The following is a 23,248-nucleotide window of genomic DNA, read 5'->3' on the forward strand; positions in this document are numbered from 1 at the left end:
CCTATTAAAAGTTGCCTATCAGTAAAAATTCTTGCACTTGGATATTGCTCTTCGGGCAAGTTTCGAGTCAATATGTCCCCAACAACGTCCGCCTCAAGGCCGGGTCGCCGGAACGAGGCGGGAGGAACTAACTGGAGGAGTACTACCGATGACAGCTTCATGGCGTTTTTCGACGTTGGCCGATCGCCACCGCGCCCTTGGTTCCAATCTCGAAGACTGGAGCGGCATGGGCACGGCCTGGTCGTACGACAAGGACGCGAACGAGGAATATGTCGCGATCCGCACCAAGGCCGGCCTGATGGACGTTTCGGGCCTCAAGAAGGTCCACATCACCGGCGCCCACGCCGGGCATGTCATTGACCTGTGCACCACCCGCAATGTCGAGAAGATCTACCCCGGCAAGTCGGTCTATGCCTGCATGCTCAACGACGCCGGCAAGTTCACCGACGACTGCGTCATCTACCGCATGGGCCCGAACTCCTGGATGGTCGTCCATGGCGCCGGTACCGGCCATGAGGAACTGACCCGCGCCTCGATCGGCCGCGACGTGTCGGTCCGCTTCGACGACAATCTGCACGACCTTTCGCTGCAGGGCCCGCTCGCGGTCGACTATCTCGCCAAGCACGTGCCGGGCATCCGCGACCTCAACTACTTCCACCACATGCAGACCCAGCTGTTCGGCTTCCCGGTGATGATCTCGCGCACCGGCTACACCGGCGAGCGCGGCTACGAAATCTTCTGCCGCGGCCAGGACGCCGGCACGATCTGGGACACCATCGTTGCCGAAGGCAAGGAAATGGGCATCATCCCGACCCGCTTCACCACGCTCGACATGCTGCGCGTCGAGAGCTACCTTCTGTTCTACCCGTACGACAACTCGCAGAAGTACCCGTTCGCAAACGAGGGCCCTGGCGATACGTTGTGGGAGCTCGGCCTCGACTTCACCGTCAGCCCCGGCAAGACCGGCTTCCGCGGTGCCGAAGAGCACTATCGCCTGAAGGGCAAGGAGCGCTTCAAGATCTTCGGCGTGCTGCTCGACAGCGACAAGGCAGCTGACGAAGGTGCCGAGATCTGGCGCGATGGCAAGAAGGTCGGTGTCGTGACCTGTGCGATGTATTCGCCGCTGGTGAAGAAGTCGATGGGCATCGCCCGTCTCGACGTCGACTGCGCCATCGTCGGAACGCCGCTCGAAATCCGCAACGCTAGCGGCAGCGTCAAGGCAACCGCCCAGTCGCTGCCGTTCGACGATCCGAAGAAGCTCAAGCGGACGGCAAAGGGCTGAGACCTTGGACAGTGCACCGGTGAAGACGATCCTTAGTCGCCCGGTCTACGGAACATTGTCACCGCAGGCCGGCAAGAGCCACCTTCTCATTGCGGACGCCGAAGGGGCGTCCGCGATCCTGGACCTGGCGAAGCAGGCTCCCGCGGACTTCTTCGCCAGTGCACACATCATGTTCATACCGGGCCGGACCGGAGACAGCTTTCAGGCATCCCTGAAGGCGTTGAAGCCGGCCCAGTATTATGAAGGCCCCTCGATCGCGGCGGCATTGCCGCGCCTGACATGGACACTTGCCAACGCCCATATGGGCTTGCGTGTCTATCTCGCCGGCACGGAAGGCCTGATCGGCCAGATGATGCAGGCTGCAATCGAAGCCGGCATCGACCCGGCCTCGATCCAGACCGAACATCGCGGCTCCTGGGCACGCCGGGTGCAGTGCGTGCACTGCAAGGGCATTACCGAAAACGTCACCACCCAGCCGGCAACCTGCTCGCATTGCGGCCTGCTGCTTCTGGTGCGTGACCACTATTCCAAGCGCCATGCCGCCTTCCAGGGCGTCTGCATCAACGCCGAGGATCCGACCGAGATCCCTCAGACAGAGGAGATTTTCCGGTGAGCGCAGGAACAAACAAGATTAACGTCACCGTGACCGAAGTGGTTGCGGTCAACGAACTGGTCAAGCGGTTCCATTTCGAACGGACGGACGGCGGCAATCTGCCGACGTTCTCCGGCGGTGCCCATGTCGTCATCGAAATGCGCGACAATGGCACGACCCGCCTCAACCCCTACTCGCTGATGAGTTCGCCGCTCAACACGCGCGACTACACCATTTCGGTGCGCCGCGACGATGTCGGCCGCGGCGGCTCGCTGTTCATGCACAACCGCGTCAAGCGCGGCATGGAAATGGTGATCAGCTATCCGGTGAACCTGTTTTCGCTGGACCTGCGTGCCAAGAAGCACCTGATGATCGCCGGCGGCATCGGCATCACGCCGTTCCTCGCCCAGACGGCACAGCTGGCGTCGACCGGCGGCAATTTCGAGCTGCACTACACCTGCCGCTCCGAAGCGCTCGGCAGCTACTCCGAGGTCCTGCGCGAACGCTACGGCAACCGGGTCAGCCTCTATCTCGACGAGCGCAACGAACGCATCCCGCTCGAGCGCCTGCTCGCCACCCAGCCGCTCGGCACGCATATCTATGTCTGCGGCCCTGCCGGCATGATCAAATGGGTGCGCGACACGGCGGCCACCCATGGCTGGCCGGACGATTCCGTGCACTACGAACATTTCGCGGCGCCGCAGCCGGGCACGCCGTTCGACGTCAAGCTGGCGGTGAGCGGTCTGGAGATCCGGGTCGGCGAGCAGCAGAGCCTGCTCGAAGCGATCGAGGCTGCCGGCGTCGATCCGCCCTATCTCTGCCGCGGTGGTGTCTGCGGCCAGTGCGAGACCAACGTCATTTCCTATGACGGTACATTCAAGCACAACGACCATTGGCTGAGCGATGAGGAGCACTGCTCGGGCAAGAAGATCATGCCATGCGTCTCGCGTTTCGAGGGCCGCTCGCTGGTTCTCGAACGGTAGCAGATCCCGGGGCGCCCGACGCTCTGGAAGAGGGAGGAATTGATGGGAATAAACTTCAGGAAAGAAACGTTCCGCGACGATTTTACCTTCAGGAACAGTCCGGAACAGGTCAAACGGTTTCCGTTTCCCTATCATGAAGACGCCTACATGTACTCGGTCAACATCGAGCCGCATGTCGCCGGGCCGAAGAACAGCGTGTTCGAACATCTGATCGATGTCGACGAGCACTACGTATCCGAAATGCAGGACCGCGCCATGGTGCTTGCGGAGGATCCGCTGCGCTGCCAGTCGCTGCCGCACATGACGCTCGCCGGCTGGGACCTGCTCGAACTCTTGATGACCGAAATGGCCAAGGGCTATCCCGAGCACTTCACCTTGACCCAGGACGGCGACCGCTGGCGCTGGATCAACCGACCGCTCGGCATCGACGACACCTTCACCTTCGGTGACGTTTCCACCCTGCCCTACGGACCGATGGAATACATCACCCGCCAGAGCCAGGGCGACTTCGCCATTCTCGACCAGCGTGACGGCAACCTGTGGATGGATGCCGGCATGATCACCACCCAGGCCGACTGGTCGCTCGATTTCGACATCGGCATGAACTTCTTCGAATGGCATGCCCCGGTGCCGCTGGCGCATGAAATGGGTGTCTTCACCCGTGCGCTGAAGTTCCTGACCAACATCCAGCAGGGCCAGCCGGCGCGGCGCCTGAACTGGACCATGACGATCAACCCGCGGCTCGATACCAGCCCGGAAAACTTCCACAAGTGGGGCAGCGACCGACTGTCGGTCACGCCTGAGAATGTCGGCCAGAAAGTGCATCTGCGCGTCGAGCTGCAGACCTTCTTCCGGCTGCCGCGCTCCAACGCGTTGGTCTTCCCGATCCGCTGCTACCTGCTCAAGATGGACGAGCTGGTGAGCGTGGCGAAATGGGGGCGCCGCTTCCATCGCGTGCTGCGCGACCTGCCGGATGAACTCGCCGAGTACAAGGGCCTGACGCGTTACCGCCAGACCGTCGTCGAGTGGCTGTCGAAATACGACGACGGCGCTCCGACCTCGCCCGGCTTCGGCCCGGAATAGGCACAGAATGATCGGCATGGGCTTCGGCCCATGCCCCGCAAATGAAAAAGGAGGCGATTTCGCCTCCTTTTTCATTTGCGGCCTCTCTGTAGCCGGTCGTTCCAGGCAACCTATTCGCTGCCACTGCCCTGCGGGTAGGAGATGATCGAGAGATAGCGGATCGGCAAAGTGGTCAGTTCTTCCGGGCCATGCGGTGCATCGGCGTCGAAGAACAGGCTGTCGCCCGGCGTCATCCGGTAGAGTTTGTTGCTGTGGCGGTAAACGACCTCGCCTTCCAGCATGTAGAGGAACTCCATGCCCTCATGCTGGAACATCGGAAACACGTCCGTGTGTTCCGACAGCGTGATGAGATAGGGCTCGACCACCACACCGGCGGTGTTGGAGCCGATGTGACCCAGGAGGTTGTACTGGTGCCCTGCGCGGGTGCCGCGGCGTTCGACGTCGACCCCTTCGTTCGCCTTGACGAAGACGGCGTTCCGCTCCTCCTCGAAGCGGCGGAAAAAGGCGGTCAGCGGCACGCCGAGCGCCCGCGACAGCGACTGCAAAGTGGTCAGCGACGGCGAAGTGATGCCGTTCTCGATCTTCGATAGCATGCCAAGCGAAATGTTGGTCATCGCCGCCAGATCGGCAACGGTGATGCCGAGCTTCTTGCGGAAGGCGCGGACCTCGTGGCCGAGTGCCACCTCCAAAACCTTCTCCGGGGTATCGCGTACCGCGTGCGGATCCTGAAGCAGCGGTGTCGGGCGCGCCTTTGCGGCGACCGCAGCCGATATGTTCTTGCCCTCGGCAACAGCGACGGCTGACATGCGGTCTTCTTTCACCCTGATAATCCCCTGCGATGGCAACTCTTGAAATCGACCTTTTCACTAGTGGTAAAATTTTTTTCCAACGATATCAAGTGGCGCTGATCGAAATGCAGGCAATATGCCTCTCATTGACTGCATTTCCGGCGGAAAATGCAGCACGACATGCAGCGGATGTGTGGGGTGCCGATCGTCTTGGCTTGCGGCTCAGCCGCGCATCAAAGCCTGAAACTCGGCGGGCGGCAGCAGGGCGCCGTGATGGCCGATGACCGTTGCGGCGACACGGGCTGCAAATTCCGCGGAAAGGCAGTGATCGCCTGAAATGAGATACTTCGCCAGGAACGCGCCGTTGAAGCTGTCGCCGGCACCCGTGGTGTCGAGGACATTCCGGGCGGCGACCGAAGGCACGAAGACCGTCTCGCCGCCGAAGCGCAACGTAATGCCCTCCGCGCCATCCTTGACCACGAGGTTCTCGACGCCGAGGCTGCCATAGCGAGCGATGGTCGCATCGATCGAGGCGTCGCCGAAATGCGTCGCCTCGTCTTCGAAGCTCGGCATGACGATAGTCGCCGCGGCAGCGCCGGCCGAAATCGTCCGGCGCATCGTGTCGGCATCGTCCCACAGCCGCGGGCGGATATTGGGGTCGAATGCGACCATCTTGCCGGCAGCCCTGCCCCGCCGGATCTCCGATAGCAGCGTTTCGACTGCGCCAGGCGAAAGGATCGCCAGCGTGATGCCGGAGAACAGGATCACGTCCGAAGCGTCGATAGCCATGCGAAGGGCGGCGGGATCGTCGGCGAGCAACCGAGCGGCGGATACCGAGCGCCAGTAGGAGAAGCTGCGCTCGCCATCCTTGAGGTGGATCATGTAGAGGCCGGGCGTGCGCTCGGGCACGCGCCTGACGAAGCCGGTGCCGACCCCCGTGCTCTCGATGAAGGCCAGAAGCTCGTCCGAGATCGTATCGGTGCCGACGGCGGTGAAATAGTCGACCGGCCACGCCGCAGGCAGGAAGGCGCGCATGTAATAGGCGGTGTTGAAGGTATCGCCGGCAAACCCCTTGCGCAACAGGCCGCCCTCGGCCTGCCTGAGTTCGACCATGCATTCCCCGATCAAGAGAGCGCGTTGCGACATGCCGGTAAGCCTATCCAGGTGAGTTCAGGTCAGGGTCGGGTTGGTCAACCGCGGCCCGCGGCACGGACGGCACCTTGCCCGTCCTCGTCCGCCGTGTGCCCGAGACGGCTCGACAGGTCAACTGCCGCATCCTGCAGGCTCTTGAGATAGCTGGCGTGGTTCTTCAGCCCGTCCTCGCGCGGCGCCACCAGGCACAGCGTCGCCACGCAGATGCGGCCTGCCTGATAGACCGGCACGGCAAAGCAGTGGGTGAAGGTCTCGACCGCACTGTCGAAGGTGTAGTAGCCGACGCGGGACGCCTCGCGCACTTCGGCGATGAAGACCGCCGGGTCGAGCCACTGGCCATTGGGCAAGCGGAAATCCTCCTTCGGGATGAAATCGAGGATTTCCTGGTCGCTCATATGCGCAACCAGCAGACGGCCGGACGCCGTCCACGGGATCGCCACCGGGTCGCCGACATTGGACGAGATGCGGAACGGGCGGGAGCCCTCCTTCATCTGGGCGACGGTGTATTTGTTGCCCTCGAGCAAGCACATCTGCGCCGTTTCGCGCGTCTCCTCGGCGATATGGGTCAGCAGCTTGTCGCACTCGCGCATGAGGTCGAATTGCTCGGCATAGGCCATGCCGAGGAAATAGAGCTTGCGGCCGAGGAATACGCGGCCGTCATCGCCGCGGTACTCCAGAACACCCTGCCGCACCAGCAGGTTGACCAGTTCGTAGATCGAGGAGCGCGGCGCGCCGATGCCCGAGGCGATCTCGTTGGGGCGCAACGGCTGACGCTTCAGGCGCAGGAAATTCAGGATCTCGAAGGCGCGGTCGAGACCGCGCGCCCGCCTGTTGGTCATGTCGTCCGAAACTTCGTCCATGTACCGCCTCCCCGGGAACGCCGAGCAAAAAACCTTATGCCGTCACGGGTGCCTTGTAGGCGACGCAATCGATCTCGACCTTGCAATCGACCATCATACTCGACTGCACGCAAGCGCGAGCCGGCGGGTTGGCGCCGAAATACTCGGCGTAGACGCCGTTGAACGACCAGAAGTCCCGGGGGTCGTCGAGCCAGACGCCGACGCGCACGACGTCCTCCAGGCCGTAGCCGGCTTCGTCGAGGATGGCGATCAGATTTTCCATCGTCTTGCGCGTCTCGGCAATGACCCCGCCGCCGACGATCTCGCCGTTTTCCATGGCGACCTGACCGGACACGTGGAGCCAGCCATTGGCCTCGACGGCACGGGCGAAAGGCAACGCCTGCTTGCCTGCCCCGGTCTGGCCGGTGCCGTAGCGCTTGATCGTCATGCTAATTCTCCGAATGTCAGTTGAAAGTTGAGGTCTTGAGGAACTCCGCCAGCCGCTCGGTCTGCGGCTTGTGGAACATCTCGCGCGGGTTGCCCTCTTCGCCGATACGGCCCTGGTTCATGAAGATGACACGCGAGGACACTTCATAGGCAAATCGCATCTCGTGGGTGACGAGCAGCATGCTCATGCCGTCGCGGGCAAGGTCCTTGATGACCTGCAGCACCTCGTTGACCAGTTCGGGGTCGAGCGCCGAGGTGACCTCGTCGAACAGCATCAGCTTGGGGTTCATGGCAATGGCACGGGCGATCGCCACGCGCTGCTGCTGGCCGCCGGAAAGCTGACCGGGGTAGCGGTCGCGGCGTTCGGCGAGGCCGACGCGGTCGAGCCACTTCTCCGCCAGGGCGCGCGCCTCGTCGCGGCGCATGCCCTTGACCTTGACCAGCCCGAGCATGACGTTTTCGGCAGCGCTCATATGCGGGAAAAGGTTGAACTGCTGGAAGGCCATGCCGGTCATCGCGCGCTGGCGGGCGATTTCCTTTTCCTTCTTGCGGCGCCGTGTGCCGCCCGAAGTCTCGTAGCCGATCTCCTCGCCGTCGATGCGGATCGAGCCGCCCTGGAACTCCTCCAGCATGTTGATGCAGCGGAGCATCGTCGTCTTGCCGGAACCGGACGAGCCGATGATCGAGATGACGTCGCCTTGCGCCATGGTGCAGTCGACGCCCTTGAGCACTTCGACGTCGCCGTAGCGCTTGTGCAGATCGCGGATTTCGAGAAGGTTGCCGGTCATGGGGTCGGCCTCAAGATGGAATGGAGGTTTTGCGTTCGACGTAGCGGCCGAAACGCTCGATGCCGTAGTTGACGGCGAAATAGAGGAAGCCCGCGAAGAAATAGAACTCGAGGCTCATGAAGGTGCGCGAGATCAGTTCCTGCGTCCTGAGCAGCAGCTCGGCCACGCCGATGATCGACAGCAGCGTCGAGGCCTTGACCATCTCGGCAGCGGTGTTGACCCAGGCGGGCAGCACCTGGCGCAGCGCCTGCGGCCCAAGCACATAGGCGAACGTCTGCGGGAAAGTCAGCCCGATCGCCTTGGCGGCTTCCGTCTGGCCCTTGGGGATCGACTGCAGCGCGCCGCGCACGATCTCGCCGACATGCGACGAGCAGAACACTGCAAGTGCCAGCACGCCGGCCTGGAACGGCCCGAGATCGATGCCTATGGTGCCAAGCACGTAATAGCTCGCCAGAACCAGCACCAGCACCGGCGTGCCGCGAATGAAATCGGTGTAGCCGCGCACCAGCCAGCGCAGCGGCTTGGCGCCATAGGTCAGCGCCAGGCCGACGCCGATGCCGAGGATGGTGCCGACGAGGATCGCCAGGACCGAGATGGAGACGGTGACGCCGATGCCCTTGAGGATCGGGATACGGGCAAGCCACAGCGTTTCGAGGAATGCAACGAGATCCATGTCGATCACCTCGGAATGGACATGCGCCGCTCGAGCTGGCGCAGCAGGGCTGCGAGCACCGAGCAGGTGGCGACATAGAGGCAGCTTGCGACGATCCACGTTTCGATGACGCGGAAAGTCTCGACGTTGATCTTGCGTGCCTCGAAGGTGAGTTCCGGCACCGCGATGGCCGCGGCCAGGGACGTGTCCTTGAACAGCGAAATCAGGGTGCTCGACAGCGACGGCAGCACGTTGCGCAGCATCAGCGGCATGACGATCGAATTGCGGATCTGCGACTGCGTCAGGCCGATGGCCAGCCCGGCTTCCTTCAGCCCGTTCGGCACCGCAAGCAGACCGCCGCGAAAGACCTCGGCGAGATAGGCGCCCGAATAGAGCGCCAGCGTGGCGACGAAGCTCTCGATCTTGCCGAGGCGGATGCCGAGTTGGGGCAATGCGAAGAAGGTGAACAGCACCAGCACGAGGATCGGCGTGTTGCGGATGATGGTGACGTAGATGCGCGCGGGATGGCGCAGCATTCCACGCTTCGACAACAGGCCGAAGGCGGTGATCAGGCCGAGCACGCAGCCGATGGCGATTGCCACGAAAGCAAGCCCCAGGCTGAGCGCCAGGCCCAGGAGCAGTTGGTCGAAGCTGCGCCAGACCGCCGAAAAATTGAGGGTGTAACCCATGGTGCCGTCAGGTTCCGATCAAAAGGAATGGCGCGGCCGGTGAGACAGGGGCCGCGCCATCATCGAGCCTACTTGTACTCGACCGGGAAACCGATCTGCGGCGGGGCAATCTCCTTGCCGAACCAGGTCTTGTAGGAGTTGGCGTAGAAGTCGAACTCGACACCGGTCATCGCCTCATGCAGGGCGGTGTTGACGAAGTTCAGCCAGTCCTGGTCGCCGCGCTTGACGCCGCAGGCATAGGTCTGCGGGTTCCAGCCATAGCCGGCGTCCTTGTAGCGGTCCGGGTTCTGCTTCATGTACCAGGCGAGCGACGACTGGTCGGTGGCAACCGCATCGGAACGGCCCGATTCCAGCGCCTGGTAGATCAGGTCGACGGATTCGTACTGGTCGACCTTCGCCTCCGGCAGCGCCGCATGAACCATCGCCTCGGCATAGACGTTCTGCAGCACCGAGACGGTCACGCCCGAGCCGGCAGCCTTGAGCGCCGCATAGTCGGCGTGCTTGCTGTCACCCTTGAGCATCAGGCCAACGCCTTCGCGGTAGTAGGGAATGGTGAAGGCGATTTGCTGGGCGCGCTCGCCGGTCACCGTCATGAACTGGCAGGTCAGGTCGACCTTGTCGGTGGTGATGTTGGGGATGCGCGCATCCGACGACTGGTTGACGTATTCGATCTTGTCGGGATCGCCGAACAGCGCCTTGGCGACGATGCGCCCCATGTCGACGTCGAAGCCCTGGAGCTTGTCGTCGGCGCTCTTGAAGTGCCACGGCGCGTTCGTGCTGCCGGTGCCCAAGACCAGGTGGCCACGCGCCAGAACCTCATCGAGCCTGCTTTTTTCCTGCGCGCCTGCAGGCATAGCGGTCGTCAGCGCGGCGGCGGCTGCGGCCGCCAAGAGATAAGCCTTCATCTCACCAATCCTCCCGGGGAAAATTTCTCTAAACCAATGTCCATTATTGTGGACATCTGTCCTGAATAATGGATTGACGTATCAAAATGCACACGGCATTGTTTGTCAAGCGGTTCGGAGGCAAGGTCCCCGACGTTCCGATTTGGAGGCAAAGCCAGGCATGTTCGACAAGATCCAGACGCCCGCCGTATTGGTGGACATCGATGTGGCGAAGCGGAACATCGAACGCTTCCAGGCCTATGCCGACAGCCACGGTCTGAAGGTCCGGCCGCACATCAAGACGCACAAGCTGCCGGCCATCGCCGAAATGCAGCTCGACGCGGGCGCTGTCGGCATCACCTGCCAGAAGGTGTCGGAAGCGGAAGCCATGGTCGCCGGCAGCGACCGGCTGAACGACGTGCTGATCACCTACAACATCCTGGGCGACGACAAGCTCGCCGCGCTCGTGGCACTCGCCCGCAAGGTCAGGCTCGCCGTGGTGGCCGACAATGCGACGGTGATCGATGGCCTCTCTGCCGCATTTGCGGATGCAGGCGTCACGCTCGATGTCTTCGTCGAATGCAACACCGGCGCCGACCGCTGCGGCGTCGGCTCGCCCGAGGCGGCCGCCGAGTTCGCCTCGCGCATCGCCGCAGCCCCGGGCCTGCATTTCGCCGGGCTGATGACCTATCCGCCGGTCGGCGGCGCGGCCAAGGTCCAGACCTTCATGACCGAGGCCAAGGCGCTGATCGAGGCCAAAGGCATCGCGGTTCCCGCCATCACCTCAGGCGGTTCGCCCGACATGATGCTGGCGCATCTGGTGCCCGCCACGACCGAGTTCCGCCCCGGCACCTATGTCTACAACGACCGCTCGCTGGTCGCCCGCGGCGTCTGTAGCTGGGACGATTGCGCGCTCACGGTGCTTGCCACCGTCGTCTCGGTGCCCGCGCCCAACCGCGCTATCATCGACGCCGGCTCAAAGACGCTGACCTCCGACCTGCTCGGTCTCACCGGCCACGGCCATGTCTTCGGCCGCCCCGACATAGCAATCGACCAGTTGTCGGAGGAACACGGCCGCCTGCGCAGCGAGGGCGACATCGGCCTCAAGGTCGGCCAGCGTATCCGCGTCGTGCCCAACCATGCCTGCGTCGTCACCAACATGGTCGACGGGGTCCATGTCTTCGGCGAGGACCGCGCCCCCGAACTGTGGTCGGTGCCGGCACGCGGCAAGATCATCTGAACCGCACCATCCAAAGAAAAGGCCTCCGGGGTGCTGCACCCGGGAGGCCTTTTTGATTTGAGGCAGACCTGCGTTTAGCGAACGACCAGCACCGGCACCTTGCTGTTGGTCAGCACTTCCACCGTCTGGCTGCCGAGGATCAGGCGGCCGAGGCCGCGGCGGCCATGCGAGGCCATGACGATGAGGTCGCAGCCACGATCGCTAGCGATCTGGTTGATCGCTTCCGCCGCCCACATCTCCTCGACATGCACCGCCTCGGCATTGACGCCAAGCTTTTCAGCCTGGACCTTGGCGGCATTCAGCACCTTGGCGCCATATTCCTCGCCGGCCTTCTGGTAGGACACGATATCCTCTGCCGTGGCAACCGGGCCGTACATGCCGGCGGAGGCAAAGATCGGCGCGGGCTCGGTGACGTTCATGATCGTCACCTTGGCACCGATGCCCTTGGCGAGGCTCAGGCCATGGTCGAGGCCCTTCTGCGCCAGTTCCGAGCCATCGGTGGCGATGAGGATGTGAGTGTACATGGAAGTGTCTCCTTGGCTCGCTGAATCTTTGGGGCTCGACTGAATCCTTGCGCCAGCCTTTCCGACCGACGCGCCAAGGTCAAGGCAACGGCCTGGAGAATGACTGGCACAGCACCCGTAGCAGCACAAAGCCCTTGACCGTTATATTCCATCAAACATAACAATGCGCCGGGCGCTATATCCGCGCGTATATATCCAAGCACCGTTGCTCAAACCGAGACTGATCGCATGAGACGCCGTAACCTGCTGATTTCATTTCTGGCTGCCGCTACGGCGCTTGTCGGCTGCGCCTCCCTGGCATCGGCCGAGCAACACATCTTCACCGATGCCGCCGGCCGCAAGGTGGCGCTGCCCGAGAAGATCACCCGGGTCATGGCCGCCGGCCCGCCCGCCTCGGTGCTGCTCTATTCGGTGGCGCCGGAACAGCTGGTCGGCTGGGTGCGCGAGTTCAAGGACGACGAAAAGGCGTTCATCGCAGCGCCCTATCGCGACCTGCCCGTGCACGGCCGCCTGACCGGCAAGGGCGACACCGCCAATCTCGAAGCGGTGCTCGCCATGAAGCCCGACATCATCCTCGATGTCGGCACGGTGGATCCGACCTACGCCTCGCTCGCCGACAAGGTCCAGGAGCAGACCGGCATTCCCTATGTGCTGATCGACGGCACCTTCGCCAACACGCCGAAATCGCTGCGCGAGATCGGCGAACTGCTCGGTGAAAAGGAACAGGCCGAAAAGCTCGCCGCCTATACCGAGGCCGCGATGCAGCGGCTCGACAAGGTGGTGGCTGAGATCCCGGCCGACCAGCGCCCACGCGTCTATTACGGCCGCGGCCCGGACGGGCTGGAGACCGGCCTTGCCGGCTCGATCAACATGGAGGTCCTGTCCGCCGTCGGCGCCACCAATGTCGCCGAAGCCGCCGGCAAGGGCTCGCTCGCCAATGTCTCGCTGGAGCAGATCCTGTCCTGGAACCCCGACATCATCCTGACGCTTAGCCCGAAATTCCAGAAGTCGGTGCTGTCGGATCCGTCATGGGCCGGCATCAAGGCGGTGAAGGACGGTCGCGTGTTCCGCGCACCGGCCCTGCCCTTCGGCTGGTTCGACGCGCCTCCCGGCGTCAATCGCGCCATCGGCATCTCATGGCTCACCTCGGCACTTTACCCCGGCAAGGCCAAAATCGACCTGAAGGCGGAAACCCGCGACTTCTACAAGCTGTTTTATCATGTCGATCTCACCGACGAGCAACTCGGCAAGCTGCTTGCCGACACCGGTCCGAAGCCCTGAGCTCCGAGCGGGAGCCGAGGGCTTGCAGCACCGTCTCAATGCCCAGCGCGCCGGGCCGATCGCCATCGGCGCGCTGGCGGCGTTGCTCGTCGCCGTCATCCTCGTGGCGATCCTGACTGGCAAGTATCCGGTGACGCCTGGCGACATCCTCGCCGTAGTCATGGCCAAGATGTCAGGCAGTGCCAGCGTCGTCGCGCCGACGGTCGAGACCGTGGTTTGGAACGTGCGCCTGCCCCGCGTCGGCGCCGGCATCCTCGTCGGCGCCTCGCTGGCGGCAGCGGGCGCTGTCTATCAGGGCCTGTTCCGCAATCCGCTTGTTTCACCCGACATCCTCGGCGTCTCGGCAGGCGCCAGCCTCGGCGCGGTCGTCGGCATATTCCTGTCCCTGTCCGTGCTCGCCATCCAGGGCCTCGCCTTCGCCGGCGGGCTGGCCGCCGTGGCACTCGTCTATGCCATCGGCGCGATGGTGCGCGAGCGCGACCCGATCCTCATGCTGGTGCTTGCAGGCGTTGCCATCGGCGCGCTACTCGGCGCCTGCGTGTCGCTGCTCAAGGTGCTCGCCGATCCCTACAACCAGTTGCCGGCCATAACCTTCTGGCTGCTCGGCAGCCTCGCCAGCATCAACCGCACCGACCTTCTGTCGATCCTGCCCGCCGTCATTGTCGCCCTGATGCCGATGGTGCTGTTGCGTTGGCGCATGAACCTGATGACGCTCGATGACGAGGAGGCGCGCGCGCTCGGCGTCGAGACCCGCTGGATCCGCATCGTCATCGTCGCTGCCGCAACCCTGATGACCGCCGCCGCCGTGTCGATCTCGGGCATCGTCGGCTGGATCGGCCTTCTGGTGCCGCATATCGCCCGTATGTTCGTCGGCCCCGACTTCTCGCGCCTGCTGCCGACCTCGATGCTGATCGGCGCCGCCTACATGGTCGGCGTCGACACGCTGGCGCGCAGCATCGCCGAGATCGAGGTGCCACTCGGCATACTGACCGCAGCCCTCGGCGCGCCCTTCTTCCTCTATCTGCTTCTGACGACCCGGCAAGGCTGGCAATGATGCTTCAGGCAACCAGCCTCGCTTTCGGCTATGGCCGCATCAAAGTCGGCCAGGGCGTCACGCTGTCGATCGACCGTGGCGAGGTGCTGTGCCTGCTCGGTCCCAATGGCTGCGGCAAGACCACCCTGTTCAAGACCTTGCTTGGCCTGCTGCCGCGCCAGGGCGGCAAGCTGCAGTTGGACAGCAAGGACATATCGACGTTCTCGCGCGCGCAGTTCGCCCGCCGCGTCGCCTATGTGCCGCAGGCCACCGGCGCCTATTTCCCGTTCTCGGTGTTCGACGTCGTGCTGATGGGCCGCGCCAGCCGCATCGACACCTTTGCATCGCCCACCATGGCCGACAGGGCAATAACGCAAGAGGCACTGGCAGCGTTGGGCATCGGCCACCTCGCCGCCCGCCTGTTCACCGACATCAGCGGCGGCGAAAAGCAGATGACGCTGATCGCCCGCGCACTCGCCCAGGAGCCCGAGCTGATCGTCATGGACGAGCCGACGGCCAGCCTCGATTTCGGCAACCAGGCGCGTGTCTTGAGCCGTATCTCAAGCTTCGCCGCCTCCGGCATGGCGGTGGTCATCTCCACCCACGACCCCAGTCACGCCTTCGCCTGCGCCAGCCGTGTCGCGCTGATGCAGGCGGGCGCGCTCGTCGCCGTCGGCAAGCCTGCCGACGTGCTGACACCGCAATCGCTGCAAGCTCTCTACGGCGTCGAGGTTGCAGTGGCCTATTTCGACCAGGCCGGACGCCATGTCTGCACCCCAACCCTCAACGAAAGGAACGCGCCATGAAGCTTAGTGCCCGCAACCAGATCAAAGGCAAGATCGTCGAAGTGACCAAGGGCGCGACCACCTCGCATGTCCGCATCGACATCGGCGGCGCCGTCGTCACCGCCTCCATCACCAACGAGGCCGTCGACGATCTCGGGCTCGCCGTCGGCAGGGATGCCTATGCGATCATCAAGGCCTCCGACGTCATGGTCGGGGTCGACTGAGCGTGGTGCGCGAAAACGAAATCCGCGACGGCGAAAGCGCCGTCGCGCTGCCTGCCGGGCATGACGCAGACCTCTATTTCATCGGCCGTATCCGCACGCCTTGGGACTCGCGCCTGCTTACCCCACGCCAAGGCCGCGCCGACGGCCCGGTCTGCCACATCGAAATCTTCGAGCCATGGGTGGCAGCCCTCGAAGGCGTTGCGCAATTCTCCCGCCTCGAGGTGCTCTACTGGCTGCATCTGTCCCGGCGCGACCTGGTGCGACAGAGCCCGGCCAATGATGGCACCGCCCGCGGCACCTTCTCGCTGCGCTCGCCCGTCCGCCCCAATCCGATCGGCACCCAGATCGTCGAACTGGTCGGCGTCGAGGGCCATGTGCTTGCCGTGCGCGGCATGGATTGCCTCGACGGCACGCCTCTGATCGACATCAAGCCCGACCGCACCCTGTTCATCCCCATCGCCCCGCCGCAGCCGGGCGACTTCGAGACGGGCTGAGCAGCACCCAGGGGCAGTTAGTTCCGGCAGATTTCCGCAGCCAACCCTTCCGCACTACGCTTTGCCTCGTCGCCCACCGAGAAGGTGGCACATTCCAGCGTATCGGCCATCTTGGAACCGTCGAGGTCGAACGTCATCGGTCGTGGCCCGTTCGGAAATACCTGTCGATCGAGGATCCAGGTCAGCTGGTTGCGCACGATGTCCGGCTCCATGTCAGGCGAACGCCTGACCACTGCGTCGACACCGAGCTGGGGATTGGCGAGGCAATCGTGCCAGGCCTGGCGGGTGATCGCCTTCAGCTTGCCGGCGAGGCCCGGCTCGTGCTCCAGCACCGAATTGAGCGCCACAAGCGCGCCTGAATAGATGTCTAGCCCGTTGTCGGCGAAGTAGAGGAAATCGAGGGCGCTGGTGTCATGGCCGCGCATCTGCATGGCAAACTTCAGCGTCGCATCGAAGCAGGTCGCAGCCAGCACCGAGCGTGACGCCACCATCCGATCGCGCTCCTCCGGCTGGACGCCGAGATAGGTGTAGCTGTCGGGGGCATAGCCGTTGCGCTTGAGCAGCAGCGGCAGCAGCCGCGCCGAGGTGTCGCCGTTCGGCCCGCACAGGGTGCTGCCGGGAACGTCGGCCAGTGACAAGCGCTTGCCGTCGGAAAGATAGCCGAGGCAGCAGGGCGTGTGCTCATAGATCGGCACGAGGCACGAAATGTCGGTCTCGCCAGTGCGCAGCGCGCGCTCGAACACCGAGGATACATCACCGAATCCAATATCTGCCTCGCCGCCCACCAAGGCGCGCGTCACCAGCGACGAGCTGAAGCCCTCGACGAAGGTACAGGACAGGCCATGGTCACCGAAATAGCCAGCGTCGACGGCGTGCAGAAACGGCGAATTCTGTCCCTGAAACAGGTAGTTAAGCTTGAAACGCAGTTCCATTCCACAAAACCTCGAGCTTTCGGAACGGCCGTTCTTGAGAATCAGATTCTCCAGAAACTATTGTATCCAAAGCGATTGCCGTCCTTGGTGGCTTTAGCAATTTGCGATATAACCCAAACATTCAGTTTTCAAGCAGCCCATTCAAGGAGTGATCATGGGAATTGTGCGGACAGCCCTGCTGGGCCTCATAGCGGTCTTCGGCGTGAGCGCGGCAAGTGCGCAGGATTACAAGGCCGCCCTCGTGACAGCCGACACCATCACGGTCGGCACGTCGGGTTCGGCTCCGCCTTTCAGCATGACCAACGCCGCGGGCGAGCTTGAGGGCTTCGACATCGACGTCGTCAATCTCGTCGCCAAGCAGTTCGGCCTCACCGCCAAGTTCGAGAAGCTCGACTTCGCCGGCCTGCTGCCGGGCCTGAGCGCCGGCCGCTTCGACCTCATCGCCTCGGGCGTGACGCGTACGCCGGAGCGCCTGGCCTCGAAGGACTTCTTCCTGCTGTCGCCCTACATCGTCAACGGTGCCGCCATCACCCGCCGCGAGGCCGACACCGGCATCGCCAGCTGGAAGGACGTCTGCGGCAAGACCATGGGCGCGGTGCGCGGCGGCGTCTTCCAGAAGGTCGCCAAGGAAAAGCTGCCGGCCGACTGCGTCACCGAAAGCCGCGAATATCCCGGTGCGACCGAGCTGTTCCTCGACCTCGAGAACCGCCGCATCGACTTCGCCGCGCATGACTTCCTCGGACCGAAATATCTGGCCAAGTCGGGCAAGCTGACCGGCACGGTCACCCTCGACGACCTGCTGACGACCATCACCCAGAGCGTTGCCGTCAGCAACAAGAACAAGCCGCTGGCCGACGCCATCGACGCCCAGTTCGAAACCTGGCGCAAGGACGGCACCCTGCAGGGCCTGGCCGACAAGTGGTTCGGCGCCTCCATCGACTGGTCGAAAGCGCAGTAGACAGCGTCCCCGGAGGGGCGGCCGGATATGGAAATTGCAATTGCCTGGCTGCCGCGACTGCTGGTTGCGGCAGCGCTCACCATTGCGCTGTCGGCGGTGATCTTCACCCTGTCGGCAGCGTTCGGCCTCCTGCTTTCGCTGGTCCATTACGGCCGCGAGAAATCGCTGCCGCGCGCAGGCATCGAGGCGTTCAGCGCCTTCTTCCGCTCGGTGCCGGAACTGGTCGTGCTGTTCCTGTTCTTCTTCGGCGGGCCTCAGATCGGTGTCGACTTCGGCCCCATCGGCTCGACGATCATCGCCTTCACCCTGGTCGGTATCGCCTTCGACTACCAGGTGTTCAAGGGCGCGCTGAAAGCCATTCCATTCGGGCAATATGAAGCCGGGCTCGCGCTCGGCCTGCCCAAACCCGTGGTGTTCCTGCGCGTGCTGGTCCCGCAGATCCTGCCCTTGGCGCGCAAGGGTTGGATCACCTATGCCATCGGCACCGTCAAGCGCATGTCGATCGCGTCGGCAGTGTCGGTCAGCGAGATCCTCTATGTCACCAAGCAGGGCATCGCCGCCACCAACGCGCCCTTCACCTTCCTGACGCTGGCCGTCGGGCTCTACATCCTGATCGTCACGCCGCTGCTTGTGTTCAACGAGCGCAAGCCCAAGCAAGCGGTGGCACGATGAACATCCTGCTCGATCCGACCTACCAGCGCATGCTGCTTGACGGGCTCGGCATGACGCTGCTGATCTCGGTGATCGTCATCATCGTGTCGAACCTTCTGGCGCTGCCGCTTGCCATCTACATGCAGCGGCCCAATGGAGCCTTCCGGCGCCTGATCATCGCCTACAGCTTCTTTGCCCGGGCGGCGCCCGTGCTGGCATTGCTGTTTGCGCTCTATTACGGCCTGCCGCGGCTCGGCATTTATCTCGAGCCGGTGCCTTCGGCGCTGATCGGCCTGATCTTCGCCTCGACCGCCTACAATCTCGAATTCCTGCGTTCGGGCTTCGAAAGCGTGCCCCAAGGCCAGCTCGACGCCGCAAGGGCGCTCGGGCTGAAGCCCTTCGCCATCTATTGGAAAGTGATGATCCCGCAGGCCTACCGGCTGGCGGCACCGTCGCTGTTTTCCAATGCCATCCAGATGGTCAAGGGCAGTTCGCTCGCCAGCCTGGTCGCCATCGACGAACTGACCGCTGCCTCGACCACGATCATCGCCGAAACCTACAAGGCGATCGAAGTGTTGCTGGTCGTATCGGTGTTCTACCTGCTGATCGCAGCCGTCATCATCGGCCTGCAATATCTCTACGAATCCCGCCAGCGCCTGAGCCGGCGATAAGAGCGGGTTTCAGAGAATACGCTTGCCGAAGGCGGACATGACGAAGTTGACCGCTTCGGCGGCGACGCGCGGCTCGGTGTCACCGCCAAGACCGGAAACATCCATCGACAGCATGCCGCCCGAGAGCGCTATCGTTTCCATCGCCTGGTGCGTTTCGCGCACGGTCATGCCGCCCGATCCGCCACTCCATCCGGCAATTTCGGTGGCCGACGGCGAATAGCTGACGTGGAACCCGGTCGTTCCGGCGGAGGCGATGCGGATCGCCTCACGCATCACCTCGCGCATGCCGGAGCCGTCGATCTCGGCCATGGTGAAGGCGGTCACGCGCGAATCCTTAAGGATGCGCACCTCGGCCGGGTCGGCCTCGCGCAGGCCGACCAGCACGACATTTTCGGGCGACAGCTGCGGCTGCAGCGCACCGGGCTTGTGGTCGAGGCCAAGCGCCCGTGCCAGCACCGAGCTTTCCGGTACGTCGTCGCCGTCTTCGCCTTCGGGCATCAGGGCGGCGATGGAACCGATCCAGATCAAGCCAAAGGAATGCGTCGCCTCGGCTGCAGCGGCCAACGCTTCGGACGCAGTGTGCCTGTCGGCGCCGGCATGCAGCCTGAGAAGGCCGGCCGGCGGGTGGTCGGCATCGGCGATCTCGACCACGTCGAACTGCATCTGCTCGAGCCGGGCACCGGCTGAGTGCCGTGCGAACACGGGTCCGGCCTCTGCGTCGGCAATGATCGAGACCATGCGCCGGCCGGTGAAATCGGCGATGTCGTGCATCGGCGCCTTCTCGACATATTCCGAGGTCATCGCCGTCAGCAGCGCGCCGTAGTTCATGTGGAAGCTGACACGGTCGCCGACGGAGAGCGGCGGCTCGGCATCGGTGATGTCGAGCACCAGATGGTCGCTCGAGGCGCCAAGCACGCGCACGCCCGGATTGATCGGCACCAGGCCCTCGATCATCGTGTCCTCGCGGCCGATATTGGCGATGCCACGCAGCCGGTCGCCCTCGTCGACGAAAACCGGCTGGTTGCCGAAGGCGTCGTAGCCGGATTCGCCGATCGGCAGCGACGGCTTGGTCTTGACCTCGATCAGGTCGCCGGCGAGCCTGAAGGCGTTGAATTCCAGCTCCCGCCACGGCTCTTCGCGGAAGGTTTCGTAGCCGCCCTGCAGGATCGCCTCGCCGATGCGCAGATTGTTGATGCCGGCAGGCATCTTGCCTTCGAGCAGAAGGGGCAGCGACGACGAGTTGCCGCCCGACACCCAGTCGAGGCTGATGCCGGCAAGCCGCTCGACCTTGTAGGCATAGGCGACGAGCTGGCTGAGGTTTTCCTCGCTCGGCATGATGGCGCCGAAGCAGGTCAGGTTGGTGCCGAGGCCGGCGATGCGCACGCCTGGCAGTTCGAGCACGCGCTCGACTGTCGGCAAAAGGTCGTTCGGCCAGATACCCTCGCGCAGGTCGCCGAGGTCGACCATCAGCATGATGTCGTGGACGCGGCCGATGCGCTGGGCGATGCGCGAGATCTCACGGATGATCTCCAGCTCCGACTGCAGGCTGATGTCGACGGTGCGCACCACCTCCTCGACACGCGAGATCGGCGGGCTGCGCAGCAGCATGATCGCGCAGCCGATGCCGCTTTCGCGCAGGCGGCGGATGTTTTCGAAGCGCGACTCGGCAAGCCCCGCCACACCGCCGCGCAGCATGGCACGCGCCACCTGCGGCATGCCGCAGCTGCCCTTGGTAACCCCGAACACCTTGATGCCGGATTGCGCGCTGCGCTCCACGACGGCGCGAGCGTTGCGCTCGACGCGACCTAGATCAATGGCGACTTGCGGTCCCGACATGGCAGCACCTTAGCCCTTGTAGACCAGCCCCGTGGGGTCGATGTCGGGTTTGCGCCCCGCCACCAGGTCGGCAAGGAACTTGCCGGAACCGCAGGCCATGGTCCAGCCGACATGGCCGTGGCCGGTGTCGAGATAGAGCCCCTTGTAGCGGGCGGGACCGATGACCGGCACCGAACCCGGCATCATCGGCCGCAAGCCGGACCAGACCTCGGCCTTGGCCGGGTCGAAGACACCGGGGAACAGCTCCTGGCCCGTCTCGAACATCCGCTTGAAGTCCGACGGCTTGTGGCTGCGGTCGAAGCCGGTGAATTCGGCCGTCGAGGCCATGCGCAGACGGTCGCCGAGGCGCGAATAGGCGACCATCCGGTCCTCATCGACGCCGCCCATGGTCGGGCCTTTCGACGGGTCGTCCATGGTGACGGTCGCGGTGTAGCCCTTGACCGGATAGACCGGCAGGTCGATGCCGTTGCGGCGGCCGAGCAGGCCGCTCTCCGGTCCCATGGCGATGACCACGGCGTCGGCATCGAGACGTCCGGCCGAGGTCTTCACGCCGGTCACACGGTCGCCTTCGACGATCAGGTCCTCGACCGTGGTGTCGAACATGAACTTCGCGCCGAGCTTCTGTTCGGCATAAGCGGCGAGCGCTTCGACGAACATGCGGGAATCGCCTGTCTGGTCCATCGGCGAATAGACGGCGCCGGCGATGCTGCCCTTGGCAGCAGCCAGCCCGGGCTCGAGCTCGGCCATCCTGAAACGGTCGACGACCTCGATATCGAGCCCATGCTCGGCGAGGAAGCCGTACATCCTGGCACCATGTTCGAGGCTTTCCTGCGAGCGGAAGAAATACATGATGCCGCGGGCGCGCTTGTCGTAGCCGATGCCTGTCTCGGTCGAGATCTCGTTGATGCACAGGCGCGAATAGAGTGCGAGCCTGAGCTTGGCTTCGGTGTTGATCTTCATACGGGCATTGGTGCACTGGAACAGGAAACGGAAACTCCAGGCATAAAAATACGGATCGAGCCCGAGCCGGACCTTGATGCCGAGGTCGGGCGTGTAGAGTGATTTGATGAAGGTCTTGAGTGCTGCCGGCGAGGCCCAGGCGGTGGCGTCGCCTGGAGACACCAGGCCGGCATTGGAGTAGCTGGTGCCGCGCGCCGCCGCCGGATGGCGCTCGACAACCGTGACGTCATGGCCGTCGCGGGACAGATAGAAGGCGGCCGCAGTTCCCACCACGCCCGCCCCGAGAACGAGGATTTTCATGTCGCACCCTGGTCGACATCAGGCTCTGTCGGGAACCCTTTACCGTCGGGAGCCTGGCTCCTCCTGGCCACCTTTTAGCGCCTGTCGCGGCAGATTTCGAGAGAGCGGCGCAGAAATCCACCACTTGGGCCTGGTCAGCCCCCGGCGGAGTTCTTGCGCGACAGCTGCTGCTCCCAGTTGAGCGCGTCGTGAACGATCGCATCGAGATCGTCGCGCTGCGGGTTCCAGCCGAGCTCGCCACGTGCCAGGTCGGAATTGGCGACCACCGAGGCGGCATCGCCGGGGCGGCGCGCACCCATCTCGACGGCAAAATCGGCGCCATGGACTCGGCGCACGCTGTCGATGACTTCGAGCACCGAATAGCCGTGGCCATAGCCGCAATTGGCGACGAGATTGGCGCCGCCGGCGCGCAGACGGGCAAGCGCCAGTCGATGCGCGGCGACGAGATCGGAGACATGGATGTAGTCGCGCACGCAGGTGCCGTCGGGCGTGGCATAGTCGTCGCCGAAGACCTGCATCGACGCCCGCTTGCCGAGTGCGGTCTCGCAGGCGACCTTGATCAGGTGGGTAGCGCCCTTGGTCGACTGTCCGGTGCGCCCCTTGGGGTCGGCGCCGGCGACGTTGAAATAGCGAAGTGCGGTATAGCGCAGCGGGTGCGCGGCGGCGGCGTCGCGCAACATCCACTCGCTCATCAGCTTGGACAGGCCGTAGGGCGATTCTGGCGCCAACCGGGCGTCCTCGACCACCGGTTCCATGCCGGCTGCGCCATAGACCGCGGCGGTAGAGGAAAAGATGAAGTGCTTCACCCCCTCGCGCACCGCCGTCTCGATCAGGCTGCGAGTCTTGCAGGTGTTGTTCTCGTAGTAGCCGAGCGGATCGGCGACCGATTCCGGCACCACGATCGAACCGGCGAAGTGGATGATGGCGTCGATACCGTGATCCCGGATCAGCTGGCCGAGCAATTCCTTGTCGGCGACGTCGCCTCGCACCAGCGTCGCTTCCGGCGCCACGGCCCATTCGAAACCGGTCGACAGCCGGTCGAGCACGACCACCTGTTCGCCCGCATCGAGCAGTTCCCACACCATGTGGCTGCCGATATAGCCCGCACCGCCCGTCACCAGGACCGCCATTTGCAACTCTCCCCGTCAATTGCCGCCTGACCTTGTCTAGCGCAAAACAA

26 protein-coding genes are annotated in these 23,248 nt (G+C 63.9%); 13 read left to right on the plus strand and 13 right to left on the minus strand.

Annotated features, from left to right (window positions below; all coding sequences use genetic code 11):
* Positions 1–148 precede the first annotated feature (148 nt).
* From CO731_RS24980 to CO731_RS24995, 4 genes are read left to right on the plus strand one after another with little or no spacing between them, the layout of a single operon-like run.
* Positions 149–1,282 (plus strand): aminomethyltransferase family protein, encoded by a 1,134-nt coding sequence (locus CO731_RS24980; RefSeq protein WP_108609311.1) that lies wholly within the window; start codon positions 149–151, stop codon positions 1,280–1,282.
* A 19-nt stretch (positions 1,283–1,301) separates the two neighbouring features.
* Positions 1,302–1,895 (plus strand): dimethylamine monooxygenase subunit DmmA family protein, encoded by a 594-nt coding sequence (locus tag CO731_RS24985; RefSeq protein ID WP_108609312.1) that lies wholly within the window; start codon positions 1,302–1,304, stop codon positions 1,893–1,895.
* Complete coding sequence (locus CO731_RS24990) at positions 1,892–2,857, plus strand: PDR/VanB family oxidoreductase (RefSeq protein ID WP_108609313.1); 966 nt, start codon at positions 1,892–1,894, stop codon at positions 2,855–2,857. The genes CO731_RS24985 and CO731_RS24990 overlap by 4 nt, the downstream gene beginning before the upstream one ends.
* A 42-nt stretch (positions 2,858–2,899) precedes the next feature.
* Positions 2,900–3,940 (plus strand): DUF3445 domain-containing protein, encoded by a 1,041-nt coding sequence (locus tag CO731_RS24995; protein ID WP_108609314.1) that lies wholly within the window; start codon positions 2,900–2,902, stop codon positions 3,938–3,940.
* A gap of 110 nt (positions 3,941–4,050) precedes the next feature.
* Here the strand turns inward: CO731_RS24995 and CO731_RS25000 are convergent, their stop codons facing one another.
* The 8 genes from CO731_RS25000 to CO731_RS25035 form a co-directional block, all read right to left on the minus strand.
* Positions 4,051–4,746, minus strand: a complete 696-nt coding sequence (locus tag CO731_RS25000; protein WP_108610045.1) for an XRE family transcriptional regulator — start codon at positions 4,744–4,746, stop codon at positions 4,051–4,053.
* Positions 4,747–4,950: 204 nt separating this feature from the next.
* Positions 4,951–5,874, minus strand: coding sequence for a sugar kinase (locus CO731_RS25005; protein WP_108609315.1), 924 nt, complete (start codon positions 5,872–5,874; stop codon positions 4,951–4,953).
* Between the two features lie 44 nt (positions 5,875–5,918).
* Complete coding sequence (locus CO731_RS25010; protein ID WP_108609316.1) at positions 5,919–6,740, minus strand: IclR family transcriptional regulator; 822 nt, start codon at positions 6,738–6,740, stop codon at positions 5,919–5,921.
* Positions 6,741–6,774: 34 nt separating this feature from the next.
* Complete coding sequence (locus CO731_RS25015; RefSeq protein WP_108609317.1) at positions 6,775–7,167, minus strand: RidA family protein; 393 nt, start codon at positions 7,165–7,167, stop codon at positions 6,775–6,777.
* A gap of 16 nt (positions 7,168–7,183) precedes the next feature.
* Entirely contained in the window at positions 7,184–7,954 is a 771-nt protein-coding gene (locus CO731_RS25020) for an amino acid ABC transporter ATP-binding protein (protein ID WP_108609318.1), read from the minus strand.
* Positions 7,955–7,964: 10 nt separating this feature from the next.
* Positions 7,965–8,627, minus strand: a complete 663-nt coding sequence (locus CO731_RS25025; protein ID WP_108610046.1) for an amino acid ABC transporter permease — start codon at positions 8,625–8,627, stop codon at positions 7,965–7,967.
* Positions 8,628–8,632: 5 nt separating this feature from the next.
* Positions 8,633–9,295: an amino acid ABC transporter permease gene (locus CO731_RS25030; RefSeq protein ID WP_108609319.1), complete on the minus strand. Its 663-nt coding sequence runs from the start codon at positions 9,293–9,295 to the stop codon at positions 8,633–8,635.
* A gap of 68 nt (positions 9,296–9,363) precedes the next feature.
* Entirely contained in the window at positions 9,364–10,200 is an 837-nt protein-coding gene (locus CO731_RS25035) for a transporter substrate-binding domain-containing protein (protein ID WP_108609320.1), read from the minus strand.
* A 160-nt stretch (positions 10,201–10,360) separates the two neighbouring features.
* On the opposite strand from CO731_RS25035, the gene CO731_RS25040 reads away from it, so the two are divergent.
* Positions 10,361–11,419 carry a D-TA family PLP-dependent enzyme gene (locus CO731_RS25040; protein ID WP_108609321.1) on the plus strand — a complete coding sequence of 353 codons (1,059 nt, stop codon included), beginning with the start codon at positions 10,361–10,363 and terminating at the stop codon, positions 11,417–11,419.
* A gap of 74 nt (positions 11,420–11,493) precedes the next feature.
* Here the strand turns inward: CO731_RS25040 and CO731_RS25045 are convergent, their stop codons facing one another.
* Positions 11,494–11,943: a universal stress protein gene (locus CO731_RS25045; protein WP_108609322.1), complete on the minus strand. Its 450-nt coding sequence runs from the start codon at positions 11,941–11,943 to the stop codon at positions 11,494–11,496.
* Between the two features lie 228 nt (positions 11,944–12,171).
* Between CO731_RS25045 and CO731_RS25050 the strand changes: the two genes are divergently transcribed.
* From CO731_RS25050 to tsaA, 5 genes are read left to right on the plus strand one after another with little or no spacing between them, the layout of a single operon-like run.
* Positions 12,172–13,224, plus strand: coding sequence for an iron ABC transporter substrate-binding protein (locus CO731_RS25050; protein WP_108609323.1), 1,053 nt, complete (start codon positions 12,172–12,174; stop codon positions 13,222–13,224).
* A 22-nt stretch (positions 13,225–13,246) separates the two neighbouring features.
* Positions 13,247–14,278 carry an iron ABC transporter permease gene (locus CO731_RS25055; RefSeq protein ID WP_108609324.1) on the plus strand — a complete coding sequence of 344 codons (1,032 nt, stop codon included), beginning with the start codon at positions 13,247–13,249 and terminating at the stop codon, positions 14,276–14,278.
* Positions 14,275–15,063, plus strand: coding sequence for an ABC transporter ATP-binding protein (locus CO731_RS25060; protein WP_108609325.1), 789 nt, complete (start codon positions 14,275–14,277; stop codon positions 15,061–15,063). The genes CO731_RS25055 and CO731_RS25060 overlap by 4 nt, the downstream gene beginning before the upstream one ends.
* On the plus strand, positions 15,060–15,266 hold the full coding sequence (locus CO731_RS25065) for a molybdopterin-binding protein (RefSeq protein WP_108609326.1): 207 nt from the start codon (positions 15,060–15,062) through the stop codon (positions 15,264–15,266). Before CO731_RS25060 ends, CO731_RS25065 begins: the two co-directional genes overlap by 4 nt.
* Positions 15,267–15,268: 2 nt before the next feature.
* Positions 15,269–15,760, plus strand: a complete 492-nt coding sequence (gene tsaA / locus CO731_RS25070; protein WP_108609327.1) for a tRNA (N6-threonylcarbamoyladenosine(37)-N6)-methyltransferase TrmO — start codon at positions 15,269–15,271, stop codon at positions 15,758–15,760.
* Between the two features lie 17 nt (positions 15,761–15,777).
* On the opposite strand, the gene CO731_RS25075 is transcribed toward tsaA, so the two are convergent.
* Positions 15,778–16,692, minus strand: coding sequence for an ABC transporter substrate-binding protein (locus CO731_RS25075; protein WP_108609328.1), 915 nt, complete (start codon positions 16,690–16,692; stop codon positions 15,778–15,780).
* Positions 16,693–16,846: 154 nt separating this feature from the next.
* Here CO731_RS25075 and CO731_RS25080 point away from each other — a divergent pair, with 154 nt between their 5' ends.
* The 3 genes from CO731_RS25080 to CO731_RS25090 are packed head-to-tail and all read left to right on the plus strand — an operon-like array spanning position 16,847 to position 18,972.
* Positions 16,847–17,650, plus strand: a complete 804-nt coding sequence (locus CO731_RS25080; protein ID WP_108609329.1) for a transporter substrate-binding domain-containing protein — start codon at positions 16,847–16,849, stop codon at positions 17,648–17,650.
* Positions 17,651–17,677: 27 nt separating this feature from the next.
* The gene (locus CO731_RS25085; protein WP_108609330.1) at positions 17,678–18,322 is read left to right on the plus strand and encodes an ABC transporter permease subunit; all 645 of its coding nucleotides are present in this window, start codon (positions 17,678–17,680) and stop codon (positions 18,320–18,322) included.
* Positions 18,319–18,972, plus strand: a complete 654-nt coding sequence (locus CO731_RS25090; protein ID WP_108609331.1) for an amino acid ABC transporter permease — start codon at positions 18,319–18,321, stop codon at positions 18,970–18,972. The genes CO731_RS25085 and CO731_RS25090 overlap by 4 nt, the downstream gene beginning before the upstream one ends.
* Before the next feature lie 9 nt (positions 18,973–18,981).
* Here CO731_RS25090 and CO731_RS25095 read toward each other — a convergent pair whose 3' ends face one another.
* The 3 genes from CO731_RS25095 to galE all read right to left on the minus strand — a co-directional run bounded on the left by CO731_RS25095 (position 18,982) and on the right by galE (position 23,198).
* Entirely contained in the window at positions 18,982–20,808 is a 1,827-nt protein-coding gene (locus CO731_RS25095; RefSeq protein ID WP_108609332.1) for an alanine racemase, read from the minus strand.
* Between the two features lie 9 nt (positions 20,809–20,817).
* The gene (locus CO731_RS25100; protein WP_108609333.1) at positions 20,818–22,068 is read right to left on the minus strand and encodes a D-amino acid dehydrogenase; all 1,251 of its coding nucleotides are present in this window, start codon (positions 22,066–22,068) and stop codon (positions 20,818–20,820) included.
* A 134-nt stretch (positions 22,069–22,202) separates the two neighbouring features.
* Positions 22,203–23,198 (minus strand): UDP-glucose 4-epimerase GalE, encoded by a 996-nt coding sequence (galE, locus tag CO731_RS25105; protein ID WP_108609334.1) that lies wholly within the window; start codon positions 23,196–23,198, stop codon positions 22,203–22,205.
* Positions 23,199–23,248 lie beyond the last annotated feature (50 nt).

It is taken from the genome of Aminobacter sp. MSH1 (assembly GCF_003071665.1).
GTDB lineage: Bacteria > Pseudomonadota > Alphaproteobacteria > Rhizobiales > Rhizobiaceae > Aminobacter > Aminobacter niigataensis.

Excerpts from the sequence above, each read along its gene's own strand:
- CO731_RS24980 (WP_108609311.1), top strand. The coding sequence starts at position 149 with ATGACAGCTTCATGGCGTTTTTCGACGTTGGCCGATCGCCACCGCGCC.
- CO731_RS24995 (WP_108609314.1), top strand. The coding sequence starts at position 2,900 with ATGGGAATAAACTTCAGGAAAGAAACGTTCCGCGACGATTTTACCTTC.
- CO731_RS25000 (WP_108610045.1), bottom strand. The coding sequence starts at position 4,746 with ATGTCAGCCGTCGCTGTTGCCGAGGGCAAGAACATATCGGCTGCGGTC.
- CO731_RS25005 (WP_108609315.1), bottom strand. The coding sequence starts at position 5,874 with ATGTCGCAACGCGCTCTCTTGATCGGGGAATGCATGGTCGAACTCAGG.
- CO731_RS25010 (WP_108609316.1), bottom strand. The coding sequence starts at position 6,740 with ATGGACGAAGTTTCGGACGACATGACCAACAGGCGGGCGCGCGGTCTC.
- CO731_RS25015 (WP_108609317.1), bottom strand. The coding sequence starts at position 7,167 with ATGACGATCAAGCGCTACGGCACCGGCCAGACCGGGGCAGGCAAGCAG.
- CO731_RS25020 (WP_108609318.1), bottom strand. The coding sequence starts at position 7,954 with ATGACCGGCAACCTTCTCGAAATCCGCGATCTGCACAAGCGCTACGGC.
- CO731_RS25025 (WP_108610046.1), bottom strand. The coding sequence starts at position 8,627 with ATGGATCTCGTTGCATTCCTCGAAACGCTGTGGCTTGCCCGTATCCCG.
- CO731_RS25030 (WP_108609319.1), bottom strand. The coding sequence starts at position 9,295 with ATGGGTTACACCCTCAATTTTTCGGCGGTCTGGCGCAGCTTCGACCAA.
- CO731_RS25035 (WP_108609320.1), bottom strand. The coding sequence starts at position 10,200 with ATGAAGGCTTATCTCTTGGCGGCCGCAGCCGCCGCCGCGCTGACGACC.
- CO731_RS25040 (WP_108609321.1), top strand. The coding sequence starts at position 10,361 with ATGTTCGACAAGATCCAGACGCCCGCCGTATTGGTGGACATCGATGTG.
- CO731_RS25045 (WP_108609322.1), bottom strand. The coding sequence starts at position 11,943 with ATGTACACTCACATCCTCATCGCCACCGATGGCTCGGAACTGGCGCAG.
- CO731_RS25050 (WP_108609323.1), top strand. The coding sequence starts at position 12,172 with ATGAGACGCCGTAACCTGCTGATTTCATTTCTGGCTGCCGCTACGGCG.
- CO731_RS25060 (WP_108609325.1), top strand. The coding sequence starts at position 14,275 with ATGATGCTTCAGGCAACCAGCCTCGCTTTCGGCTATGGCCGCATCAAA.
- CO731_RS25065 (WP_108609326.1), top strand. The coding sequence starts at position 15,060 with ATGAAGCTTAGTGCCCGCAACCAGATCAAAGGCAAGATCGTCGAAGTG.
- CO731_RS25075 (WP_108609328.1), bottom strand. The coding sequence starts at position 16,692 with ATGGAACTGCGTTTCAAGCTTAACTACCTGTTTCAGGGACAGAATTCG.
- CO731_RS25080 (WP_108609329.1), top strand. The coding sequence starts at position 16,847 with ATGGGAATTGTGCGGACAGCCCTGCTGGGCCTCATAGCGGTCTTCGGC.
- CO731_RS25085 (WP_108609330.1), top strand. The coding sequence starts at position 17,678 with ATGGAAATTGCAATTGCCTGGCTGCCGCGACTGCTGGTTGCGGCAGCG.
- CO731_RS25090 (WP_108609331.1), top strand. The coding sequence starts at position 18,319 with ATGAACATCCTGCTCGATCCGACCTACCAGCGCATGCTGCTTGACGGG.
- CO731_RS25095 (WP_108609332.1), bottom strand. The coding sequence starts at position 20,808 with ATGTCGGGACCGCAAGTCGCCATTGATCTAGGTCGCGTCGAGCGCAAC.
- CO731_RS25100 (WP_108609333.1), bottom strand. The coding sequence starts at position 22,068 with ATGAAAATCCTCGTTCTCGGGGCGGGCGTGGTGGGAACTGCGGCCGCC.
- galE (WP_108609334.1), bottom strand. The coding sequence starts at position 23,198 with ATGGCGGTCCTGGTGACGGGCGGTGCGGGCTATATCGGCAGCCACATG.